Below are 22066 nucleotides of genomic sequence, written 5' to 3' on the forward strand. Positions count from 1 at the left end.
ATGCGCTTATCGTTAAGCTCCAGGCTGCGGCGCTACGCCTATAACACTGCGCTGCTGTACAACCTGCGTATTTTTATCGCCCTTGTGGGTACCGCAGGTGTGCCCTGGTGGTTGAATCAAATCACCTGGACCATTCCGCTAACGTTAGGCGTGGTGGCTGCGGCGCTGGCAGACCTTGACGATCGCCTCAGCGGCCGGCTGCGCAATCTGGTCATCACCCTGGTTTGCTTTTGCATTGCGTCCGTCTCTGTTGAACTTCTTTCTCCGTATCCCTGGCTATTTATCCTCGGTCTTGCCGTGTCGACCTGGGGTTTCATTTTGCTTGGCGCGTTGGGGCAGCGCTATGCCACGATTGCCTTTGGCGCGCTGCTGATCGCTATCTATACCCTGCTCGGCCTAGGGCTGTTCCCTCAGTGGTATCTGCAACCTTCCCTGCTGCTGGTCGGCGCTATCTGGTACAACCTGCTGACGCTCACCGGACACGTTATTTTTCCCGTCCGTCCGTTACAGGAAAACATCGCCCGCAGCTTTGAAGGGCTGGCAGTGTATCTGGAGGCAAAAGCGGGGTTATTCGACCCGGATATCGAAGAGAATGAAAATGCGTCGTTGATCGACGTGGCCATGGCCAACAGTCAGTTGGTGGCGACACTCAACCAGGCAAAAATTTCGATTCAGTCCCGCTTACGTGGGGACCGGGGACAACGCAGCACGCGCAGAACGCTGCATTATTACTTTGTCGCTCAGGACATTCATGAGCGTGCCAGCTCTTCCCATGCGCAATACCACGCGCTGCGGCAGGAATACCGTTACAGCGATATTCTGTTTCGCTTTCAACGCCTGCTGACGCTGCAGGCAAAGGCCTGCCAGCAGTTGGCAAACTGCATTCTGCTGCGCGAAACCTATCAGCATAACAGCCGCTTTGAGCGAACCTTCATTCACCTCAACGCCGCGCTGGATCGTCTTGCTGCTGCCCGTCCAGGGAGCAGTGACGTCAAAGCCATGCACTATTTGTTAAATAACCTCAAAGCCATAGACGCCCAACTGGCGACAATTGAATCAGAGCAAATTCTGGAAAGCCATCATGAGAATCATGATCAAACGCTTTCCAGCGAAGGATTAACCGGATGGGCCGATATTCGTTTACGTATCAGCCGCCATTTATCGCCTGAATCCCCGCTTTTCCGCCATGCGGTGCGGATGTCGCTGCTGTTGTGTGCCGGCTATGGGTTTGTTCAGCTGACTGGCCTTGAGCACGGCTATTGGATCCTGCTGACCAGTCTGTTTGTCTGCCAGCCGAACTACAATGCCACCAAACGCAGATTAGCATTGCGTATTGTGGGAACCGTGGCGGGTATCGTACTTGGTTTGCCTTTACTGTGGCTGGTGCCTTCTGTCGAGGGGCAGCTGATATTGATCGTGGTCACCGGCGTGCTGTTCTTCGCCTTCCGTCAATCGCAATATGCTCATGCCACAATGTTTATCACCTTGCTGGTGCTGTTCTGTTTCAATCTGCTGGGTGAAGGGTTTGAGATTGCCCTGCCCCGCATCTTTGATACGTTGTTAGGCTGCGGCATTGCCTGGCTGGCGGTGGCTTTCCTCTGGCCAGACTGGCGTTTTCGTCGGCTGTCTTCGGTTGCAGAACGCACGCTGACCGCTAACTGTCGCTATCTGGATGCCATTCTGGTTCAGTATCATCAGGGAAAAGACAACCGGCTGGACTACCGTATTGCCCGCCGTGACGCCCACAACGGTGATGCTGAGCTGGCTTCAGTGGTGTCTAACATCTCTGCAGAAAAGAATGCTTCCGCCTCGTTGCGGGAAGCGGCGTTTCGTCTGCTGTGCCTCAACCACTCCTTCCTCAGCTATATCTCGGCGCTGGGCGCGCACCGGGAAAAGATCACCCGGCCAGCCATGCTGCAATTGATGGATGATGCCGTCTGCTACGTCGATGATGTGCTGCATATTGATCTTATCGATGAACAAAAAACCCAAAGATTGTTGTCGAGCCTCTCTGAGCGACTGGCAGCAACGGAAGCCGACCCGGAAACCAAAGAGCCGCTGGTGCTTCAGCAGGTGGGTCTGTTGATCGCATTACTGCCAGAAATCGCTCAGTTAAAAAAACAGGTCCTGGAAACTTAACGTCTTCTCAGTTCGCTCAGCGTCTGGTACAGCAAGGTTTCGCGGTGCCAGCCCCTGAGCTCCTCTTTGATCGCCACCGGCAGTGCTTCACAATGCAGCCCCTCGATCGCGCCTTGCAACGCAAAAAGAATATTCACCCCAAGACTTTTATTTTTCTCGTGCAATTTTAACCAACTGCGCTTTGCGCCCAGCTGCTTTAACATCTCTGCGTTAGCGATACCCACCCGCCTGAGCTGCACTTCCAGTTTCATACTGAGATTAGGCAAATCCTTCAGCCGCCCCGAGTTTTGATGCAGTTTTTTATCTTGCATCGCCCCTTTCAGACACAATTGACAGAGCGCAATCAACTGTTCAGGCTCGGCCCACAGCGGGTTGTCAACGCGGTAGTATTCCAGCGCGACAGGGATCCCCCTTTTGTTAAACATCAACGGTTTCATCTTACGTTCAATGATATACGGCCTCACTTCTTCACAGGCCCGAAGATAGAGATCGCCCTCACTGACAAGCGCAAAGACCACGCTTTCCACTGATAAACTGTAGCCACCAAACTGGCTACGGCTATTTATCTCGCCCAGCGAAGAAAGCTGACGTTTTGCCCTGATAATATTGCTTTTTGAGTCCTTCATATTCCGCATCCTTAACGTTGTAAGACATCCTGGTGTTTCTCCTTTCCTGCAGAAAAAAAATAGGCAATCGCCGTTACAAGTTCAATCAATGATTTGCTTTGCACCCTATCGATTTGTTTTTTTGCGAGGCGTTTTCAAAAAAATAAGGTTGATCTTTGGACACCCTCGCTATACTGTACATCCATACAGTAACCCTGCGAGCGAAGCCAATATGCAAACTCATTCCCTGAAATCTTCTTCTGTTAAAACTGGTGTGCGGACTGCTCCAGACTGTGCGAAAGCCCAGCCTGCAGCTGCGGCGGGCTTAATCAGTGAGCTGACTTACAGCGAGAATCAGCCTGCTATGACGCAAATGTTGCTGCTGCCCTTACTGCAACAGTTAGGGACTCAGTCACGCTGGCAGTTGTGGTTGACGCCTCATCAAAAATTGAGCCGTAGCTGGTTGATTGAGTCAGGGTTACCGCTGGATAAAGTGATGCAGATTCATCATTCCGGTGCTATTACTACCGTAGAAGCGATGATTAAAGCATTACAGACGGGAAATTACAGTGTGGTTTTAGGTTGGTTGACGGGCGAGATCACCTTAGAAGATCGTCAGCGGCTTCAAAAAGCGGCATTTGCTGGCAAGGCTTTGGGGCTGATTATGCGACCCGATCGGATCAATTCTGCCTCCTCCAGACCGTTTAATGGCTTAAAAATTCACTCTACTTTGTATCATTAAGTAAAAATAAGAAATTTCTCACGAGAAAATTCTGCAGCTGGCTCGTTAAGCCCCTGATTATGCTATGAGCCTGCGGGACAATGGTTTAGCGCCATTTTCCCCTCAGGTTTTACCTGTATAACCTGTCTGCAGATGTGTAAATTTGTGTACGAAAGCCTATTTTTTTGCTGACCGTCGTCACATCATACTTGTAAGTTTGCTGGTACGTTGTAGACTTTACGTCGCCAGGGTGCTCAATAATCTCCAGTTTTTGGATGAGTCACAATCGAGCTTTATAACCCGGCGAAGGATTAATCAAAGAGCTAATTAAAGCTCATTGCCTATTTGGATGATAACGAGGCGCAATAATGAAAAAGACAGCTATCGCAATTGCAGTGGCACTGGCTGGCTTCGCTACCGTAGCGCAGGCCGCTCCTAAAGATAACACCTGGTATACTGGTGCAAAACTGGGTTGGTCTCAGTACCATGACACTGGTTACTACGGTAACGGTTATGCAAACAATGACGGCCCAACTCACGAAAGCCAGCTTGGTGCAGGTGCTTTCGGTGGCTACCAGGCTAACCAATACCTGGGCTTCGAACTGGGTTATGACTGGCTGGGACGTATGCCTAACAAAGGCAACGTAACTAACGGCGCATTCAAAGCACAGGGCGTTCAGCTGGCTGCTAAACTGAGCTACCCAATCACTGACGATCTGGACGTGTACACGCGTCTGGGCGGCATGGTATGGCGTGCAGACTCTACTCAGCAGAACACCATTACTGGCAACCGCCAGAGCGACCACGACACCGGTGTTTCTCCACTGGCTGCCGTTGGTGTTGAATACGCACTGACTCAGAACTGGGCTACCCGTCTGGATTACCAGTGGGTTAACAACATCGGTGATGCACAGACCGTTGGTGCTCGTCCAGACAACGGCATGTTAGCACTGGGTGTTTCTTACCGTTTCGGTCAGGACGAAGCTGCTGCTCCAGCACCAGCTCCAGCGCCTGCTCCAGCGCCAGTTGTTGAAACCAAGCGTTTCACTCTGAAATCAGACGTTCTGTTCACCTTCAACAAAGCTTCCCTGAAGCCAGAAGGTCAGCAGGCTCTGGATCAGCTGTACACCCAGCTGAGCTCACTGGATCCTAAAGATGGTTCTGTTGTTGTTCTGGGCTATACCGACCGTATCGGTTCTGACCAGTACAACCAGAAACTGTCCGAGAAACGTGCTCAGTCAGTAGTTGACTACCTCGTTTCTAAAGGCATCCCTTCTAACAAGATCTCTGCACGCGGTATGGGTGAATCTAACCCAGTTACCGGCAACACCTGTGACAGCGTGAAAGGCCGTAATGCCCTGATCGATTGCCTGGCACCGGATCGTCGTGTAGAAATCGAAGTTAAAGGCATCAAAGATGTTGTAACTCAGCCACAGGGCTAAGTTCTCTTTGATGAAAAAACCCCGCTTCGGCGGGGTTTTTTTTGGTCTTTATTTTGTCTGCCGGAACCGGCGGAAGGCGCTTTACGGAAGAAATTAATCCGGCTTGCCGAGAATGGCCTGCAGATCTTGTTTCAAAGAAGACATCTGCGTGGCGTATTTTTCTTTACGTTCAGCATCTTCTATCAGCTGCACAATCGTTTCGGAAAGCGTGCTGTTACGACGTTGAGCCAGACCGGCCAGACGCTGCCAGACCAGATATTCCAGGTCGATAGATTTTTTGCGTGTGTGCTGATGTTCAGCATTAAAGTGACGCTTGCGACGGGCGCGAATAGTTTGTTTCATCCGGTTTTCGAGCGCCGGATTAATATGTTGAGCAATCCAGGTTAAGACATCAACCGGGCGATTCTCCATCGCCAGCAGTTCGTCCACTACCGCCTGAGCCGCACTGTATTCCAGATATCGGGTGATCGCTTCACCCTCCCGGTGTTTTTTCACCAGGTATTTCCATTTCCAACCGCTTTCAAGATTTTCCAGTTGCTGATATTTCATCGGAATCTCATGCTGATTTCGTGACGAGTTTAGAATAACAGCTTTTTTTAAGCATGCCGTAAAGAAAACGGGCTTGTTATCGCAATCTGCTGCTGAACATCGTTTGAAGTGTCACTCTACGGTGCTTAACAGGCTGAAATCTTGTATAATGCCGCTTTTACTCATTTCAGAAAAATACGATAACTTTGACCAACAACAGACTTGAATGGCGTGCCCTACAGCCCGATACAGAAAGCGTTCAGCCCCTCTTCCTGCAGGCGCCTGAAGACGACGCCAGCTGCTTTGATGCCGTGCAATCACGCCTGTTTAATGGCCTGAGTCTGCTGCTGCAAACGCCGGCAAAATTGCCGCTGATGCTGATTAAAACAGCTGAAAACGTCGAATATCAGGCTTTACTGCAAGATGTCCTTTCTGGCCTCAGCGAAGATGATGAGGCGACGTTACAGGGAGGCCATTACCAGATTGACGGTATGTCGGTCACCTGGCGTGCTGCGGAAACGGAGCAGGATAACTTTGCCAGCACCGGTGGCATTCATCGTGCTGACTGGATTGAGGCAGAACAGCTTCTGGGCTGTGTACGCTGGTATAACAACCAGCTGACGCTTGAACCGGGACTGGTTCACCGGGCCAACGGTGGCACACTTATTTTGTCTCTGCGGACGTTAATTGCACAGCCTCTGCTGTGGCTTCGCATTCGACAAATTCTCACCACACAGCGCTTTGACTGGCACTCTCCTGACGAGACGCGCCCCTTACCGGTCGCTATCCCCTCCATGCCTTTGCAGTTTCGCCTGGTCCTGACCGGCGACCGTGACGTGCTGGCAGATTTCCAGGAGATGGAACCGGAGATGGCGGCCCTCTGCCTCTATGCGGAATTCGAAGAGAATATCCAGATTGTAGATGGCGAAGAGTTCAGCCTGTGGGTGAAATGGGTGTTGAACGTTGCCACGACTGAAGGCTATGGCCCGATTGCGGAAGACTTCTGGCCGGTGCTGATTCGCGAAGCCGTCCGCTACACGGGCGATCAGGATACGTTGCCGTTGGATCCCTCGTGGATCGCCCGACAACTGCTGGAAGCGGCGATGTACAGCCCGGATCAATCGGTCAATGGCGAGCAGTTGCAAACCGCACTGGAAACGCGTTCGTGGCGTGAGGGCTTCCTTGCCGAACGCGTGCGCGATGAGATCCTGCTCGATCAAATCCTGATTGAAACCGAAGGCACGATGGTCGGTCAGATCAACGCCCTGTCAGTGATCGAGTTCCCTGGGCATCCCCGTGCTTTTGGCGAACCTTCACGCATCAGCTGTGTCGTGCATGTCGGTGACGGTGAATTCACCGACGTTGAACGTAAGGCTGAATTAGGCGGCAATATTCATGCGAAAGGCATGATGATTATGCAGGCCTGGCTGATCTCTGAGCTGGAGCTTGAGCAGCAGCTGCCTTTCTCTGCCTCGATCGTATTTGAACAATCCTATTCAGAAGTGGACGGCGATAGCGCCTCTCTGGCGGAGCTTTGCGCGCTGATCAGCGCCCTCTCCGGTCAGCCACTGACCCAACAAATTGCCGTGACCGGTTCGGTCGATCAATTCGGTCGGGTGCAGCCTGTCGGCGGACTGAACGAAAAAATCGAAGGGTTTTTCCACATCTGTAATCAACGTACGCTGAACGGCACTCAGGGGATTATTATGCCTCTGGCAAACGTTCGCCACCTGTCATTACAGCAGGAAGTTGTTGATGCGGTTCGGGAAGGCAAATTCCATATCTGGGCGGTCAGCAGTGTGGAAGAAGCGTTGCCGATTTTGACCGGCGCAGAGTGGGATAAAGAAGAAGGTCCCTGCCTGCTCAGGTTGATTCAGGAGCGTATTGCTCAGATCAATCATCAGGATGGACGTCATCGTCCGTGGCCGTTGCGCTGGTTAAACTGGTTCAACCACAGCTGATCGGACTTGTTCAGCTTACAGCTGTAAGCTAGACTTCGTGACTCATTAAAATAAGGCATATTGAGAACATGGTAGATAAACGCGACTCCTATACAAAAGAAGACCTGATTGCCTCTGGTCGTGGTGAGCTGTTCGGCGCTGAAGGCCCACCGTTACCGTCTGGCAATATGTTGATGATGGACCGCGTGGTCAAAATGACTGAGGATGGCGGTAACTACGGGAAAGGTTTCGTTGAAGCCGAGCTGGATATCAATCCGGACCTGTGGTTCTTTGGCTGTCACTTTATTGGCGACCCGGTAATGCCTGGTTGTCTCGGTCTGGATGCCATGTGGCAGCTGGTTGGTTTCTACCTCGGCTGGTTAGGCGCCGAAGGTAAAGGTCGTGCTCTGGGTGTGGGTGAAGTTAAATTCACTGGCCAGGTACTGCCAACCGCGAAAAAAGTTTCTTACCGCATTCACTTCAAGCGTGTGATCAATCGCAAGCTGGTGATGGGTGTGGCAGACGGTGAAGTGCTTGTCGACGGTAACGTGATTTACACCGCGACAGATTTGAAAGTTGGTCTGTTTAAAGACACGACTGCTTTTTAATCCAGAGTACTAAAACGGAAACCTCCGCTTCGGCGGAGGTTCTTTTCCTTACTACATTGAACAGTCAGATTACGCAGTAACCGTCCTGTCCTCCATGGCTTGTCGCCAACCTCCCAACCAGTGAGATTTCGCATCTATCAATTGATAGGGACACATCTCTTTCGAGCGTCCGGTAATACCGGCCTGATAACCTCGTGAATGTGCCCGTTCTAGCCGATCTCGTTTCTGTCTCTTCATCATGCCTGTAATCCCCTCTTCAGGTCAGGTGGAATCTGGTGGAAAGAAAACAGTGGTCGCTTTCTGCGTAACCACTCATAAGTTCTACCGCCAACTGGTCCAAAGATCAATGCGCAAATTTCACGCCAATGTCATCATTTTGAGACAAACCAGGGCCATTCCTGGCCCCGAATCAGCGCACGAATTGCTAATAAGCCGCTGTAATCCAAAAAAAAAGCCCCTGACTGCGGAAAATCTTAATTTTCGACAATCAAGGGCTTAGCTTTAAAGATTAAATTTTGTTAATTAATGCCACGGATCGCATTTGCGATTTCGCCCGCTTCCTGCTGCCATCCTTTAGCCAGCGTTCTTACTAACGCATCGTAACCATCTTCCGTTTGCGGCAGCGTCAGGGCAAATGAACGCTTAATGATCTGGCCCTGATGCTCAAGAACCCAGTCACCGCTAATCACCGCATGGCCATCGTAGCGGCCCTGGAAGCCCGTGACGTTGACGTTAAGCGTATCCTGCTGTTGCCCTAACTGGCTGGAAGAAACCAGCCAGCCTGGCAGTGCTTCGCCCAGATTAACCACCAGCGTCTGTTGCAGCTGTTGGTCCAGCGGACTGGCCCACAGATTGTTCGCGGCAATGACATATTTCACATCGCTGCTCTGATAGACCAGGCCGTTTCCGGCCAGATAATCTGGCACAGAAACATGCTGAACAAATACCGCCGGACGTGTGGCATCCGCTGGACGGGTTGTCGAGGTCGCTTTACCGCCCGCAGGCAGCTGATAGTAGGTGGTTTCTGGCGTGCTGCTACAGGCAGACAGCATCAGAGCCAGGGCTACGGGGATCCATTTCATCATTATTTCGCCCTCTTAGGCTGCGGGTCCTGGCCAGGTTTAGCTTCAAACACCAGGGCGTTACTCTTACTGTTCAAGGTCTTCAATACCGGTTGCAGCTCACGCATCACCTGATCCAGTCGCTGCATATCTCCCACCATGCGGGTATAAGCCGGCGATCCTGGCTGGAAGCCTTTCATGCTGGTGTTCAGTTCACGCAGCGTTTTCTGCATATCGGCCGGCAGATCCTTCATCGACTGGCTTGAGGTAATCTGGTTAATGTTATCCAGCGTCTTCTGCAGTTCCTGAATGGTTTTCTGACTCTGTTTCAGGGTACTGGTGGCCTGATTCAGCAGCGGATTCAGCGGCAGATTGTTAACCTTATCCAGCGCATCCATCAGTTTCTGCTGGATTTGCGCCAGTCCACCACTCACGGTTGGGATCAGCTCATAGCCAGACAGGGTGCGTGGACCGGTGAATGGCTTGGCATTCTTGTAGAAATCGAGGTCGATATACAGTGAACCCGTTAACAGGTTCGCCGATTTCAGCGAGGCGCGCAGTCCATTGTTGATACCGTCTTTCAGATGCTGTTCGATATTGAAGTCTTTACCCAACATACTCTGGAAACGGTCCGGCTCAATGCGGATCAGGACCGGGATGCGGTAATCGGTATCCAGCTGTTGTGCAAGCACCGTGGATTTAAATGGCACTTCTGCCACCGTACCCAGACGAATGCCACGGAACTCAATTGGCGCGCCAGGTTGCAGGCCACGGATCGAATCGGTGAAGAACATCAGGAAATCTTTGTGGGCGGTATACAGGGAATCCTGAATACTGCGCTGATCGTCGAACAGTTTATATTCCGACTGATTCTGTGCGACCTGTCCCAGTTCCCAGCCGTCCGGCACGTCGAAGCTGACACCCCCGCTAAACAGGGTAGTCAGTGACCCCATTTCCACACGCATACCCGATGCCGACATATCCACCGCTATGCCACTGTCTTTCCAGAAGCGCACGTTGGTGGTGATCAGACGGTCGTACGGCGCGGCGATAAACAGCTGATAGGTCATCATGCGTTTATCGGCATCAAAGTGGCTGGTTTCAACTGAGCCAACCCGGTAGCCACGGAATAGCACCGGATCGCCCGGATTAAGCTGCCCGGCTTTGGCACTGTCGAGGGTAATGCGAATGCCTTTGGCATCTGGCGGAGCAAGCGGCGGAGAATCCAGCAGGTCATAGCGCTCTTTTTTATCGCCCTTCACGCCCGGCTGTAATTCGATATAGGCCCCGGAAAGCAAGGTGCCCAGCCCGGTAACGCCCTCACGACCAATTGCCGGCTTAACCACCCAGAAAGCACTGTCGTTTTTTAACAGTTTTTCCATGCCGGAATTCAGACGGGCAGTAATTTCCACATGGTGAAGGTCGTCAGTTAAGACGGCACTCTCCACCACGCCGACATCCACGCTGCGACTTTTGATCGCCGTTTTGCCGCCTTCAATGCCCTCGGCATTGGTGGTGATCAGGGTGACCAGAGGGCCCTGGTGGCTGAAGTGATAGAACAGGATCCATGCACCAATTAATACGGTGACAATGGGAATGATCCATACCGGTGACCAGCGTTTGATTTGATCAACCGTCGCCACGCCGTGATTATTTTCCTTCAATGCTTGGCTCCTCAAGATTTTTTTCACGTACACGATCCCAGGTCAGGCGAGGGTCAAAGGTCATGGCTGCAAACATGGTCAGAATAACAACCATGGCAAACAGTAAGGCCCCCGTCGCGGGATAAATACTCATCAACTGCCCCATTCGCACCAGCGCTGAGAGAACAGCAATCACAAACACGTCAATCATCGACCAGCGTCCGACAAACTCAACCACTTCATAAATCTTGTGCATCCGCTCACTGTCATGGTGGGTTGCACCTTTACTGTTGGCATCCCAGCACAGCCAACCGATGGCGATCATTTTCAGCGAAGGCACCATGATGCTGGCAATAAAAATAACCAGCGCTACCGGGAACGACCCTTCGCTCCACAGCAACACCACACCGGCCATAATGGTCGAGGTGATTTTGGTGCCCAGCGCCTGGGTGATCATAATTGGCATCAAATTAGCCGGGATATAGAGCAACATTGAGGTCACCAGCAACGCCATTGTCCATTGCAGACTGTTCTTACGACGGGCGTGCCCGCCTGTCCCACAACGGGTGCAGGTATACTGATCGACCGGGAGAATAGCGGTGCAGCAACGGCAGGAACGTAGCCCCTGATGAATGCCGCTGATTGCAGGGATCGGTTTGGCGGGAATTTCTGGCATCGGCTCAATGCGGTTCCATAACCCGCGGCGATCGACACATTGAAACGCCCTGAGCTGTAACACACAAAACAGGCACCAGGGAATAAAACTGGCTCCGACGCCGATATTGCCATAGGCCATCAACTTAACGAAGCTGACCAATACGCCTGCCAGAAAAATCTCTGACATGCCCCAGGTCTTGATCTGAAACAGCATGCGAGACATGCCTTTCTTCAGCGGCAGCGACAAACGGACTGGGTTGACCAGCAGCAGAATAATCACCATACAAACGGCAGGGACCGCCTGTACAAATACCATAAACAGCGTGGCCAGGCTGTTGTAATCCTCAGATACCATCACCTGAGGAATACGCAACAGGGTTATTTCGCTGCTCAGTCCCGCTACGTGCATATTGACGAACGGGAACAGGTTAGCCAGAACCAGCATAAACAGTGCCGCCAGCGCATAACCGGTAGGCCGCTTTTGCGGCTCTACCCAGTTGGCCGTCAGCGTGGTTTCGCAACGCGGGCAGCTGGCTTTGCTACCCGGTTTCAGTTCCGGCAGTTGTGTCATCAGGTCACACTGCGGGCAGAGCATCCATTGATCAGCGTGGTGCGATGAACACATAAACGACCTCTTGCTTAAGCATCAGCCGTTTTTCAACGACTCCAGATATTCCCAACGTTCGAACGCCACTTCCAGTTCCTGTTCGGCTACGGCAAGCGCATCCAGCACGGGCTGAGTCACATCATGAGGCTGACTGAAGAAATCACCGTCGGCCACTTTGGCCTGCAATGTTTCCAGTTGGCTTTCAAGCGTTTCCATCTTTTGTGGCAGCTGTTCAAGTTCACGCTGCAAGTTATAGCTTAGCTTATTCGCAGCACGTTTTTCTGGCTCTGCTTTCGCATTTTCCTGGCGCGCAGCAGGCGCGGGTTTGCTCAACGAACGCGTCTGCTTATAGGCCGCACGCTGGCGCTGAGCATCATGATAGCCACCGACAAAGGCGCCAATCTCACCGTTACCTTCAAAGATCCAGCACTCGGTGACGGTATTATCGACAAACTGACGATCGTGGCTGACCAGCAATACGGTGCCCTGATACCCATCCACCAGCTCTTCCAACAGCTCCAGCGTTTCCACATCGAGGTCGTTGGTCGGTTCATCGAGGATCAGCAGGTTGCTTGGCTTGAGGAACAGACGGGCCAGCAACAGACGGTTACGCTCACCGCCTGACAAGGCACGCACCGGCGTCATCGCACGCTTAGGGTGGAACAGGAACTCCTGCAGGTAACCGAGTACATGACGCGGCTTACCGTTCACCATCACTTCCTGCTTACCTTCCGCCAGGTTGTCCATTACCGTGCGGTCAGGATCGAGATCGGCACGGTGCTGGTCAAAATAGGCCACTTCTAATTTCGTCCCGATATGCACGCGACCACTGCTGGCTTTCAACTCATCCAGCATCAGTCGCAGCAGCGTGGTTTTACCACAACCGTTGGAGCCAATCAGGGCAATTTTATCGCCACGCTGAACCTGGGCGCTGAAGTCACGCACCAGCTGTTTGCCGTCAACGCTGTAGTGAAGATTTTCCATCTCGAAGACAATTTTGCCTGAGCGCGACGCTTCTTCCACCTGCATATTGGCTTTGCCCATCACTTCACGGCGTTCTGAACGCTCGTTACGCAACGCTTTTAATGCACGAACACGGCCTTCATTACGCGTACGGCGCGCTTTAATGCCCTGACGGATCCACACTTCTTCCTGAGCCAGTTTGCGGTCGAATTCAGCGTTCTGCATCTCTTCCACGCGCAGCGCTTCTTCTTTGCTGGTCAGATACAGGTCGTAATCGCCAGGCCAGGAAACTAACTTGCCGCGATCCAGATCGACAATGCGGGTGGCCATATTGCGGATAAAGGAACGGTCGTGGGAAATAAAGATAATGCTGCCCTGGAAGGTTTTCAGGAACCCTTCCAGCCAGTCAATGGTTTCGATATCCAGGTGGTTGGTGGGCTCATCGAGCATCAACACCCGTGGATTGCTGACCAGTGCACGTCCCAGCGCGGCTTTACGCAGCCAGCCGCCCGACAACGAGGACAGCGGCACATCAGCATCCAGGCCAATCTGCTTCAACACATCGTGAATACGGGTTTCCAGCTGCCACAGATTCTGGTGATCCAGAATAGTTTGCAGACGTCCCATTTCATTAAGGTTTTTATCGCTCGGATCGGTCATCACCAGATGAGAAATCGCGTGATACGCCTTCAGGTATTCCGCCTGCTCGTTGACGCCTTCAGCCACGAAGTCATAAACCGATCCTTCCACGTTACGCGGCGGATCCTGTTGCAGACGTGACACGACCAGGTCCTGTTCATAGATGATGCGACCATCATCCAGCGCCTGCTCGCGGTTAATAATCTTCATCAGTGTGGATTTACCCGCACCGTTACGACCTACCAGACAGACCCGCTCATTCTCTTCAATGTGCAGTTCGGTGTTATCCAACAACGGGGCATCACTGAAAGAGAGATACGCACCATGAATACTGATTAATGACATAAAAGCTTATTCCTTACCGGCGTGAGTGATCAGCCAGCAGTTATGTATTTGACGATTGCGGGCAAAATCCTGCGACTGGGTTTTGGCGGTGATATCCTGTGCAACCAGATTCAGCTCTGCCAGACCGTCGTGGTCCATTTTGAAACCGCGTTTATTGTTAGAGAACATAATGGTGCCGCCTTTGCGCAGCAGCCTTTTCAAATCTTTCATCAGCGTCAGATGATCGCGCTGGATCTCAAAGCTCTCTTCCATCCGCTTTGAGTTAGAGAACGTTGGCGGATCGATAAAGATCAGGTCGAACTGCTCGCTCGACTCGCTCAGCCAGCCCAGGCAGTCAGCCTGCATCAGACGGTGCTGGCGGCCGGTTAAGCCATTCAGTCGCAGGTTACGCTCTGCCCACTCTAGATAGGTACGCGACATATCTACGGTGGTGGTGCTGCGCGCGCCGCCCAGACCGGCATGCACACTGGCCGTACCGGTGTAGGCAAACAGGTTCAGGAAGTCTTTATCCTTACTCATTTTGCCGAGCATTTTGCGGGCAATACGGTGATCGAGGAACAGTCCGGTATCCAGATAGTCGGTCAGATTGACCCACATTTTGGCATTGAATTCGCTGACTTCGAAGAAATCGCCCTTCTCGTCCATCTTCTGGTACTGACTTTTGCCTTTCTGCCGCTCGCGGGTTTTCAGCACCAGCTTATCAGAAGGCAGTTCCAGTACGTGCAGCGTGGCCGAAATAACATCGAACAGACGCTGTCGGGCTTTGGCAGGCTCCACGGTTTTTGGTGCCGCATATTCCTGTACCACCACCCAGTCGCCGTAACGATCGACGGCCACGTTGTAATCCGGCAGATCGGCATCATAAATGCGGTAGCATTCAATCCCTTCCTGGCGTGCCCACTTCTCCAGCTTCTTAATGTTCTTGCGCAGACGGTTGGCATAATCCTCAGCAACCTGACCACCGGCCGCAGCGGAAGGGTTGACCGCCAGCTGATAGTTTTTCTGTACGCAGTCCAGTGGACCGTTTTTCGCTTTGAACTGACGGTCGGCACGCAGTTGCAGACAGCTCAGCAGTTCCGGAGAAGCGCTGAACAACGACAGATTCCAGCCGCCGAAGTGGCTTTTCATCAGGCGCCCCAACTGGCTGTGCAGGGCGATCAGCGCGGGTTCGCTATCCATACGCTCACCGTAAGGCGGGTTGCTCACCACGGTTCCGGTTGGCCCTTCAGGCAGCGGATTGGTCAGTTTCAACACTTCCTGCACGGTAAAGCTGATGATGTCAGCTATCCCTGCGCGACGGGCATTGGCAATCGCCCGTTCAACTACGCGAGAATCATTGTCATAGCCATAAAAACGCGAGGTGGTTTCCTGAACGCCACGTTTAGCACGAACCTGTGCCTCGGTGGTCACTTCCTGCCACAACGCATCATTGAATTTAGACCAGCCGCTGAAGCCCCAATGTGGACGATGCAGTCCCGGTGCGCGATCGCTGGCGATCATTGCCGCTTCAATCAACAGGGTTCCCGATCCACACATCGGATCGATCAGCGGTGTTCCCACCTCCCAGCCGGAGCGCAGCACAATCGCCGCGGCCAGGTTCTCTTTTAACGGAGCCTGACCGGTCTGCTGGCGATAGCCGCGCTGATGCAGGCCTTCACCACTCAGATCCAGCGCAATGCTGGCAGTATCTTTATTCAGCCAGACGTTAACGCGGATATCGGGCTGCTCGCGATCGACGTCCGGACGGGCAAACCCTTTACGGGTAAAGCTGTCGACAATCGCATCTTTAACTTTCAGCGCGCCATACTGGCTGTTACGGATAACCTCGTTCAGACCGCTGAAATGCACCGCAAAGGTTTTATCACTGCCGAACATCGCCGGCCAGTCGATAGCCTGCACACCCAGATAAAGGTCGAGGTCACTGTAAACGCCGCATTCGGTCAGCGGCAGCAGGATGCGCGACGCCAGACGGCTCCACATCAAACTTTGGTACATCAGACGATCGTCACCCTGATAATGTACGCCGCCCTGGACGATCTGGCAGGCCTCAGCCCCCATCGCTTCCAGTTCACTTTTTAATAGCTCTTCGAGCCCACGCGCCGTACTGGCAAACAGAGAATTCATAGTGTCACTTATCGTCGTCAGAAAATTGCTGCGCATTATAGCTAATCGCAGGCACATGTCATAAAGTTAGCTTCTTTTCCTCAGGTACCCCGCCGCTTTTCTTGCCTGAAGACGCTTTTTTCCGCTTTATTTGCCTGGAGGGCACCATGATTAGCCTGTCTCGTCTGTTCATTCATCCGGTGAAGTCGTTGCGAGGGACCCAGGTTTCTCATGCACAGGCACTGGAGAGTGGGCTGGCCTTTGACCGTGTATTTATGATCACGGACGAGGATGGCACCTTTATTACTGCCCGCCAGTATCCGGAGATGGTGCTTTTCACGCCCGCGTTGATCCCTGAAGGTCTCTTTCTTTCTGCGCCTGATGGTACCAGCGCGACGGTTCGGCTCGCTGACTTCTCCAGTGAACTTGCACCGACCGAAGTCTGGGGCAATGTTTTCACCTCCCTCACCGCGCCAGCCGACATTAACCAGTGGCTCAGCAGCTTCTTCCCCCGCCCGGTGCAATTACGCTGGGTGGGTCCGCAGATGTCCCGCCGGGTTAACCGCTTTGAGCAGGTGCCATTAGGCTTTGCCGACGGTTTTCCGTTCCTGCTAATAAATGAAGCGTCTTTGCAGGATTTGCGTCAGCGCTGTCCGGCAGGGATCAAACTGGAGCAGTTTCGACCAAACCTGGTGATCACCGGTGCCAGTGCCTGGGCAGAAGACAGCTGGTCAACGGTGCGGATTGGTGAGGTACTGTTCGATGTGCCGAAACCTTGCAGCCGCTGCGTACTGACCACGGTTAGCCCTGAGAAAGGCCGTAAACACCCCAGCGGTGAACCTTTAGCCACGCTGCAAAAATTCCGCACCGCCACCGACGGCAGTGGAGACATCGATTTTGGCCTTAACCTGATTGCCAGAAACAGCGGCATTATGCGGGTCGGTGACGAGCTTCAGGTCGTCGCCAGCAAGCCACCGCGACCTTACGGCGCAGGCCAGGTCGTGGAATCGCTGGAGGTGGTCAGTGGCAACGCCCAAAGCGTGACCATCAGCTGGCAGGGGGAAACCTTTCAGGGAAACAATCAGCAGGTGCTGCTGGAACAGTTGGAAATGCAGGGATTCCGCATTCCCTACTCGTGCCGGGCCGGGATTTGTGGCAGTTGCCATTTGAATCTGGTATCAGGAGAAGTCAGCCAGATGAAAAAAGGGGCCGTGCGTGATAACGGCAGGATCCTCAGCTGCAGCTGCATTCCCGCCAGCGACCTGGTCCTGACGCAATAATCTTAAACAGCCCTGGCGAAAGTAAGAGACTCAGACTGCCGGGGCTGAAGACGATCGTTCATCACCTTAATCGCATCACCCAATACCATTCCGCGCCCGGCCAGTGTCAGTTGCGGTTGAGCCAGCAGACAGAGTGCCGCATTTTCTCCGCTTTCTACCACCAGCAAATGTGCCTGTTCACCGTTTTCACACAGTTGAACGCTCACCAACTCACCTTCTTCTGGAACCCAGCCACTGTGGCGATGGGTCTCAAAGTGCCAGCTTTTCGGCATTAACGGCTTAAGGAAACGGCTGGCGACCAGCGCATTCAGCACCAGCTCTGCACGCTGGTCCACATTCAATTCGCAGCGGCGACAGTTCTCTTCAAAGCTGAAGAACAGCGCAGCATCATCGACACAAAACCCAGAAGTATCAAAAGCATCCGGCGTCAGCATCTTACGAGGGAAGCGCGAACGGAACAGCATTCCGTCAGCCAGATCCAGCATCATGCGATCGTGTTCTGCATCGAAAAACCAGCGCCAGCTGTCGTCAGGTTTAATTCTCATGATGGGTCCTGTAGTCATAAAATTGGCCGCTATTTACTGGACGAACGGTGGATTTGAAAAGATATGTCAATCCAGCCGCGAGCCAAAATAGTCTGAATAATGTTTAAACAGGATAAAATATAAACGAGCCAGCGGCGAAAATAAAGCCCCTGGCCGGTTTAGCTAAGAATTAGCTTAGATGTGGGTCACAATTTCTTTTATCAGCGGTGGGCCTTTGTAAATAAAGCCGGAATATATTTGGATCAGCGAAGCACCCGCCGCCATTTTTTCGCGCGCTGAAACCAGCGAATCAATCCCGCCCACGCCAATAATAGGCAGTTTGCCCTGCAGTTCCTGCGACAGCCGGCGAATAATTTCTGTACTGCGTAATTGCACCGGACGTCCGCTTAATCCACCCGCTTCCCCCGCGTGCTTCAGGCCAGCGACCAGTGAACGATCGAGGGTGGTATTCGTGGCAATCACGCCATCAATATTATGACGGATCAGACTGTCGGCAATTTGGATCAACTCTTCTTCAGAAAGATCCGGCGCGATCTTCACCGCCACAGGAACATATTTGTGATGAATCATTTCTAGATCTTTCTGTTTCTGTTTCACCGCGATCAAAAGATCGTCCAGCGCTTCACCGTATTGCAGCGTGCGTAATCCTGGGGTGTTTGGCGAGGAGATATTTACCGTGATGTAACCCGCATAAGGATAGATCTTATCCATGCAGATTAAATAATCGTCTTTGCCGTTCTCGACCGACGTATCTTTATTCTTACCAATATTGATCCCGAGCACGCCATCGAAATGCGACTTTTTGACGTTCTCCACCAGGTTATCCACGCCGTGATTATTGAAGCCCATGCGGTTGATAATCCCTTCGGCTTCCAATACGCGGAACATTCTTGGCTTGTCGTTGCCGTCCTGCGCTCTTGGCGTCACGGTGCCGATTTCGATCGATCCAAAGCCCAATGCACCAAAGGCATCGATACACTCACCGTTTTTATCCAGTCCTGCGGCAAGGCCCAAAGGATTCTTAAAGGTCAGCCCCATGCAGTTAACCGGCTTGAAAGGCAGCGACTGGCGAACCAGGTGCAGTAAAGGTGTTCCGGTGACCCGCTGCAGCTGTCGGAGTGTCAGTTCATGGGCACGCTCGGCATCAAGCTGGAAAAGGGCCTTGCGGACAAAGGGATAATACATGGTCGCTCCTGAATGCCCGAGACTCTCGAGCTGGATAGGACAAACAGTTGATATCGTCTGGCGATACTAACCCGAAATACTGCGTTTAACCGTCACGGTTGCGGCTTCTCTCCTTTTTATACTGTGGATCCGATGAGAGAGGTGATAACAGCCAGTGGGCGCAGTGACGCTGCAGGTGCGGGGCAAAATGGTAAGGTTCTTTGTCAGGAAAGTAAAACGATAGTGCCAGCTAAACCGCTCATTCCGCTTTTATATCCGCTAATCAACTTATCTATGCCAGATAAATCATTTAAGCCTCTCCTGCCCGTCTGTCAGGATAGTTCCATCGGTTCCAGAATAAGTCAGTTCAATAACTTTTAGTTATAAGGAGAGGTTATGCGCGTTATTACTCTGGCGGGAAGTCCTCGCTATCCATCTCGTTCCACCGCCCTGTTAACCGTTTGCCAGCGCCTGCTTGAACAGCGCGGCGTAGAGGTTATTCCGTGGAATTTGCATAACTTCGTGCCTGAAGACCTGCTTTATGCCCGCTTTGATTCACCCGCGCTGTTGGCCTTAAAGGAAGACCTGGAGCAGGCCGATGGGGTGATTGTTGCCACACCTGTTTATAAAGCGTCGTTTTCGGGTGCCCTGAAAACGCTGCTCGACCTGCTGCCTGAGCGCGCGCTTGAGCACAAAGTCGTGCTGCCGCTGGCCACTGGCGGCACCGTTGCGCATATGCTGGCGGTGGATTACGCCCTCAAGCCCGTGCTGAATGCGCTGAAAGCGCAGGAAGTGCTGCATGGCGTGTTCGCGGATGATTCGCAAATTACCCATTACGATCGTCAGCCGGAACTCTCGCCGGTGCTGCGCGACCGCATCAACGAATCCATCGACACCTTCTGGTCTGCGCTGGCTCGTCGCCACCGACCGCTGGCCGTCGCCGTTTAAGGAGCCGCTGATGACATTATTTGCAAGGATCCTCTCCGCACTGACCTTAACCAGCGTGCTGGCCAGTACTGCTTTCGCGGCAGAAACAGAGGCGCCGAAAACCTTTCGCATAGGCTATCAGAAAGGATCGGTGAGCATGGTGTTAGCCAAATCTCATCACCTGCTTGAAGAGCGTTTTCCCAACACCAAAATCAAATGGGTCGAGTTCCCGGCCGGTCCGCAAATGCTTGAAGCGTTAAACGTTAACAGCATTGATTTGGGCAGCACCGGCGATATCCCACCGATTTTTGCTCAGGCAGCCGGCGCAGACTTGCTGTATGTCGGCGCAGAACCGCCGAAACCGAAAGCAGAAGTGATTCTGGTGGCGAAAAACAGCCCCTATAAAACCGTTGCCGATCTGAAGAGCCATAAGGTCGCTTTCCAGAAAGGATCCAGCTCGCACAACCTGTTGCTGCGCGCACTGGAAAAAGCCGGATTGAAGTTCAGCGATATCCAGCCCGCTTATCTGACCCCAGCCGATGCCCGCGCGGCGTTCCAGCAGGGTGATGTGGATGCGTGGGCGATTTGGGACCCGTACTATTCTGCGGCCTTGCTGCAGGGCGGCGTCAGAGTGCTGACCGATGGCAGCCAACTGAATCAAACCGGGTCGTTCTATCTGGCAACGCGTCCCTTCACCCAGGCAAACGGGGCCTTTATTACCCAAGTGCTGGCGACCTTCAGCCAGGCCGATGCGCTGACCCTCAGCGATCGTGAGCAAAGCATCGATCTGCTGGCGCAGGCGATGGGTCTGCCTAAGCCGGTGATTGCCAGCTATCTGGATCACCGTCCGCCAACCTCTATCGGCCCGGTCAGTGACAAAACGGCCAACGCCCAGCAACAAACTGCCGACCTGTTCTATGCCAGCCATTTAATGCCGGTAAAAGTCGAGATTGCCGACCGTATCTGGCACGCGAGCAGCGCTAATTAATAAGGAATCCCAACATGAGCCTTTCCGTTTTCTGGTTTTTACCGACCCACGGTGATGGTCACTATTTAGGTACTTCAGAAGGTGCGCGCCCGGTTGATCATGGTTACCTGCAGCAGATCGCTCAGGCAGCGGATCGTCTGGGTTTCGGTGGTGTGCTGATCCCGACCGGTCGTTCCTGTGAGGATGCCTGGCTGGTTGCCGCATCCCTGATCCCGGTGACCCAGCGTTTACGCTTCCTGGTGGCGCTGCGTCCTGGGGTGATCTCCCCGACTCAGGCGGCCCGTCAGGCTGCGACCTTAGATCGGCTGTCAAATGGCCGCGCCCTGTTCAACCTGGTCACCGGTGGTGATGCTGAAGAGTTAGCCGGTGACGGTGTATTCCTCGACCATAAAGAACGCTACGAAGAATCCGCCGAATTCACCCGCGTCTGGCGCCGGGTGCTGGAGGGCGAAACCGTCGATTACGAAGGCAAGCACGTTCACGTCCGTGGCGCGCGTTTGATGTTTAAACCGGTACAGCAGCCGCGTCCGCCTTTATGGTTTGGCGGCTCCTCAGAGCCTGCACAGGATTTGGCGGCAGAACAGGTGGATGTCTATCTGACGTGGGGCGAACCGCCGGCGCAGGTCAAAGAGAAAATCGCTCAGGTGCAGGCGAAAGCCGCCGCACAGGGTCGCAAAGTGAAGTTTGGTATTCGTCTGCATGTGATTGTGCGTGAAACCAATGAAGAAGCCTGGCAGGCGGCCGATCGTCTGATCTCCCACCTCGATGACGCCACCATTGCAAAAGCGCAGGCGGCGCTGGCCAAAACCGATTCGGTCGGCCAGCAGCGGATGCGCGCGTTACACAGCGGCAGCCGCGATAAGCTGGAAATTAGCCCTAATCTCTGGGCTGGCGTCGGCCTGGTTCGTGGCGGTGCGGGGACAGCACTGGTTGGCGACGGCGAAACCGTGGCGGCCAGAATGCAGGAATATGCCGACCTGGGCATTGAAACCTTTATTCTTTCCGGCTATCCGCATCTTGAGGAAGCCTACCGCGTCGGCGAGTTGCTGTTCCCTCATCTGGATCTGGCGGTACCGGAAATCCCGAAACCGGCTGCAGTCGCGGCACACGGTGAAGCCGTTGCCCACGATTTTGCCCCACAGAAAGTGTCACAGAGCTAGA

General features: G+C 53.2%; 19 protein-coding genes. 9 read left to right on the forward strand and 10 right to left on the reverse strand.

Annotated features, from left to right (window positions below; all coding sequences use genetic code 11):
* On the forward strand, nt 1–2139 hold the full coding sequence (gene yccS, locus AC0IXH_RS09315; protein WP_134823839.1) for a YccS family putative transporter: 2139 nt from the start codon (nt 1–3) through the stop codon (nt 2137–2139).
* On the opposite strand, the gene AC0IXH_RS09320 is transcribed toward yccS, so the two are convergent.
* Nucleotides 2136–2765, reverse strand: a complete 630-nt coding sequence (locus AC0IXH_RS09320) for a TfoX/Sxy family DNA transformation protein (protein WP_013201567.1) — start codon at nt 2763–2765, stop codon at nt 2136–2138. The genes yccS and AC0IXH_RS09320 overlap by 4 nt on opposite strands.
* A 211-nt stretch (nt 2766–2976) precedes the next feature.
* On the opposite strand from AC0IXH_RS09320, the gene sulA reads away from it, so the two are divergent.
* Entirely contained in the window at nt 2977–3486 is a 510-nt protein-coding gene (gene sulA, locus AC0IXH_RS09325; protein WP_265911965.1) for an SOS-induced cell division inhibitor SulA, read from the forward strand.
* 347 nt (nt 3487–3833) lie between these two features.
* Nucleotides 3834–4907 (forward strand): porin OmpA, encoded by a 1074-nt coding sequence (gene ompA / locus AC0IXH_RS09330; protein WP_013201565.1) that lies wholly within the window; start codon nt 3834–3836, stop codon nt 4905–4907.
* Between the two features lie 93 nt (nt 4908–5000).
* Here ompA and matP read toward each other — a convergent pair whose 3' ends face one another.
* Entirely contained in the window at nt 5001–5456 is a 456-nt protein-coding gene (gene matP / locus AC0IXH_RS09335; RefSeq protein ID WP_013201564.1) for a macrodomain Ter protein MatP, read from the reverse strand.
* Nucleotides 5457–5641: 185 nt separating this feature from the next.
* Here matP and AC0IXH_RS09340 point away from each other — a divergent pair, with 185 nt between their 5' ends.
* Entirely contained in the window at nt 5642–7396 is a 1755-nt protein-coding gene (locus AC0IXH_RS09340) for an AAA family ATPase (RefSeq protein WP_013201563.1), read from the forward strand.
* Between the two features lie 68 nt (nt 7397–7464).
* Nucleotides 7465–7983 (forward strand): bifunctional 3-hydroxydecanoyl-ACP dehydratase/trans-2-decenoyl-ACP isomerase, encoded by a 519-nt coding sequence (gene fabA, locus AC0IXH_RS09345; protein WP_013201562.1) that lies wholly within the window; start codon nt 7465–7467, stop codon nt 7981–7983.
* A gap of 69 nt (nt 7984–8052) precedes the next feature.
* Here the strand turns inward: fabA and rmf are convergent, their stop codons facing one another.
* From rmf to rlmKL, 6 genes are all read right to left on the reverse strand, one after another.
* Nucleotides 8053–8220, reverse strand: a complete 168-nt coding sequence (gene rmf, locus AC0IXH_RS09350; RefSeq protein WP_071822140.1) for a ribosome modulation factor — start codon at nt 8218–8220, stop codon at nt 8053–8055.
* Between the two features lie 281 nt (nt 8221–8501).
* Entirely contained in the window at nt 8502–9068 is a 567-nt protein-coding gene (gene pqiC / locus AC0IXH_RS09355) for a membrane integrity-associated transporter subunit PqiC (protein ID WP_013201561.1), read from the reverse strand.
* A complete protein-coding gene (gene pqiB / locus AC0IXH_RS09360; RefSeq protein ID WP_041691957.1) occupies nt 9068–10708 on the reverse strand; it encodes an intermembrane transport protein PqiB in 1641 nt (546 codons plus the stop codon). The genes pqiC and pqiB overlap by 1 nt, the downstream gene beginning before the upstream one ends.
* Entirely contained in the window at nt 10695–11969 is a 1275-nt protein-coding gene (pqiA, locus tag AC0IXH_RS09365) for a membrane integrity-associated transporter subunit PqiA (RefSeq protein WP_471720353.1), read from the reverse strand. Before pqiA ends, pqiB begins: the two co-directional genes overlap by 14 nt.
* 21 nt (nt 11970–11990) lie before the next feature.
* Nucleotides 11991–13898 (reverse strand): ABC transporter ATP-binding protein, encoded by a 1908-nt coding sequence (locus AC0IXH_RS09370; protein WP_013201558.1) that lies wholly within the window; start codon nt 13896–13898, stop codon nt 11991–11993.
* 6 nt (nt 13899–13904) lie between these two features.
* Nucleotides 13905–16022, reverse strand: coding sequence for a bifunctional 23S rRNA (guanine(2069)-N(7))-methyltransferase RlmK/23S rRNA (guanine(2445)-N(2))-methyltransferase RlmL (gene rlmKL, locus AC0IXH_RS09375; RefSeq protein WP_471720354.1), 2118 nt, complete (start codon nt 16020–16022; stop codon nt 13905–13907).
* 146 nt (nt 16023–16168) lie between these two features.
* On the opposite strand from rlmKL, the gene AC0IXH_RS09380 reads away from it, so the two are divergent.
* A complete protein-coding gene (locus AC0IXH_RS09380; RefSeq protein ID WP_346594924.1) occupies nt 16169–17281 on the forward strand; it encodes a YcbX family protein in 1113 nt (370 codons plus the stop codon).
* A 2-nt stretch (nt 17282–17283) separates the two neighbouring features.
* Here the strand turns inward: AC0IXH_RS09380 and AC0IXH_RS09385 are convergent, their stop codons facing one another.
* Nucleotides 17284–17826: a cell division protein ZapC gene (locus tag AC0IXH_RS09385; RefSeq protein ID WP_013201555.1), complete on the reverse strand. Its 543-nt coding sequence runs from the start codon at nt 17824–17826 to the stop codon at nt 17284–17286.
* A gap of 174 nt (nt 17827–18000) precedes the next feature.
* Nucleotides 18001–19011 carry a quinone-dependent dihydroorotate dehydrogenase gene (pyrD, locus tag AC0IXH_RS09390; RefSeq protein WP_013201554.1) on the reverse strand — a complete coding sequence of 337 codons (1011 nt, stop codon included), beginning with the start codon at nt 19009–19011 and terminating at the stop codon, nt 18001–18003.
* 375 nt (nt 19012–19386) lie between these two features.
* Between pyrD and ssuE the strand changes: the two genes are divergently transcribed.
* From ssuE to ssuD, 3 genes are read left to right on the forward strand one after another with little or no spacing between them, the layout of a single operon-like run.
* Nucleotides 19387–19938 (forward strand): NADPH-dependent FMN reductase, encoded by a 552-nt coding sequence (gene ssuE / locus AC0IXH_RS09395; protein WP_013201553.1) that lies wholly within the window; start codon nt 19387–19389, stop codon nt 19936–19938.
* Between the two features lie 10 nt (nt 19939–19948).
* On the forward strand, nt 19949–20905 hold the full coding sequence (locus tag AC0IXH_RS09400) for a sulfonate ABC transporter substrate-binding protein (RefSeq protein ID WP_013201552.1): 957 nt from the start codon (nt 19949–19951) through the stop codon (nt 20903–20905).
* Nucleotides 20906–20919: 14 nt separating this feature from the next.
* Nucleotides 20920–22065 carry an FMNH2-dependent alkanesulfonate monooxygenase gene (ssuD, locus tag AC0IXH_RS09405; RefSeq protein ID WP_013201551.1) on the forward strand — a complete coding sequence of 382 codons (1146 nt, stop codon included), beginning with the start codon at nt 20920–20922 and terminating at the stop codon, nt 22063–22065.
* Nucleotide 22066 lies beyond the last annotated feature (1 nt).

This window comes from Erwinia sp. AC075 (assembly GCF_979253995.1).

Excerpts from the sequence above, each read along its gene's own strand:
- AC0IXH_RS09400 (WP_013201552.1), top strand. The coding sequence starts at position 19,949 with ATGACATTATTTGCAAGGATCCTCTCCGCACTGACCTTAACCAGCGTG.
- pyrD (WP_013201554.1), bottom strand. The coding sequence starts at position 19,011 with ATGTATTATCCCTTTGTCCGCAAGGCCCTTTTCCAGCTTGATGCCGAG.
- AC0IXH_RS09385 (WP_013201555.1), bottom strand. The coding sequence starts at position 17,826 with ATGAGAATTAAACCTGACGACAGCTGGCGCTGGTTTTTCGATGCAGAA.
- fabA (WP_013201562.1), top strand. The coding sequence starts at position 7,465 with ATGGTAGATAAACGCGACTCCTATACAAAAGAAGACCTGATTGCCTCT.
- matP (WP_013201564.1), bottom strand. The coding sequence starts at position 5,456 with ATGAAATATCAGCAACTGGAAAATCTTGAAAGCGGTTGGAAATGGAAA.
- AC0IXH_RS09370 (WP_013201558.1), bottom strand. The coding sequence starts at position 13,898 with ATGTCATTAATCAGTATTCATGGTGCGTATCTCTCTTTCAGTGATGCC.
- sulA (WP_265911965.1), top strand. The coding sequence starts at position 2,977 with ATGCAAACTCATTCCCTGAAATCTTCTTCTGTTAAAACTGGTGTGCGG.
- ssuE (WP_013201553.1), top strand. The coding sequence starts at position 19,387 with ATGCGCGTTATTACTCTGGCGGGAAGTCCTCGCTATCCATCTCGTTCC.
- ompA (WP_013201565.1), top strand. The coding sequence starts at position 3,834 with ATGAAAAAGACAGCTATCGCAATTGCAGTGGCACTGGCTGGCTTCGCT.
- yccS (WP_134823839.1), top strand. The coding sequence starts at position 1 with ATGCGCTTATCGTTAAGCTCCAGGCTGCGGCGCTACGCCTATAACACT.
- pqiA (WP_471720353.1), bottom strand. The coding sequence starts at position 11,969 with ATGTGTTCATCGCACCACGCTGATCAATGGATGCTCTGCCCGCAGTGT.
- rlmKL (WP_471720354.1), bottom strand. The coding sequence starts at position 16,022 with ATGAATTCTCTGTTTGCCAGTACGGCGCGTGGGCTCGAAGAGCTATTA.
- pqiC (WP_013201561.1), bottom strand. The coding sequence starts at position 9,068 with ATGATGAAATGGATCCCCGTAGCCCTGGCTCTGATGCTGTCTGCCTGT.
- AC0IXH_RS09320 (WP_013201567.1), bottom strand. The coding sequence starts at position 2,765 with ATGAAGGACTCAAAAAGCAATATTATCAGGGCAAAACGTCAGCTTTCT.
- rmf (WP_071822140.1), bottom strand. The coding sequence starts at position 8,220 with ATGAAGAGACAGAAACGAGATCGGCTAGAACGGGCACATTCACGAGGT.
- AC0IXH_RS09380 (WP_346594924.1), top strand. The coding sequence starts at position 16,169 with ATGATTAGCCTGTCTCGTCTGTTCATTCATCCGGTGAAGTCGTTGCGA.
- ssuD (WP_013201551.1), top strand. The coding sequence starts at position 20,920 with ATGAGCCTTTCCGTTTTCTGGTTTTTACCGACCCACGGTGATGGTCAC.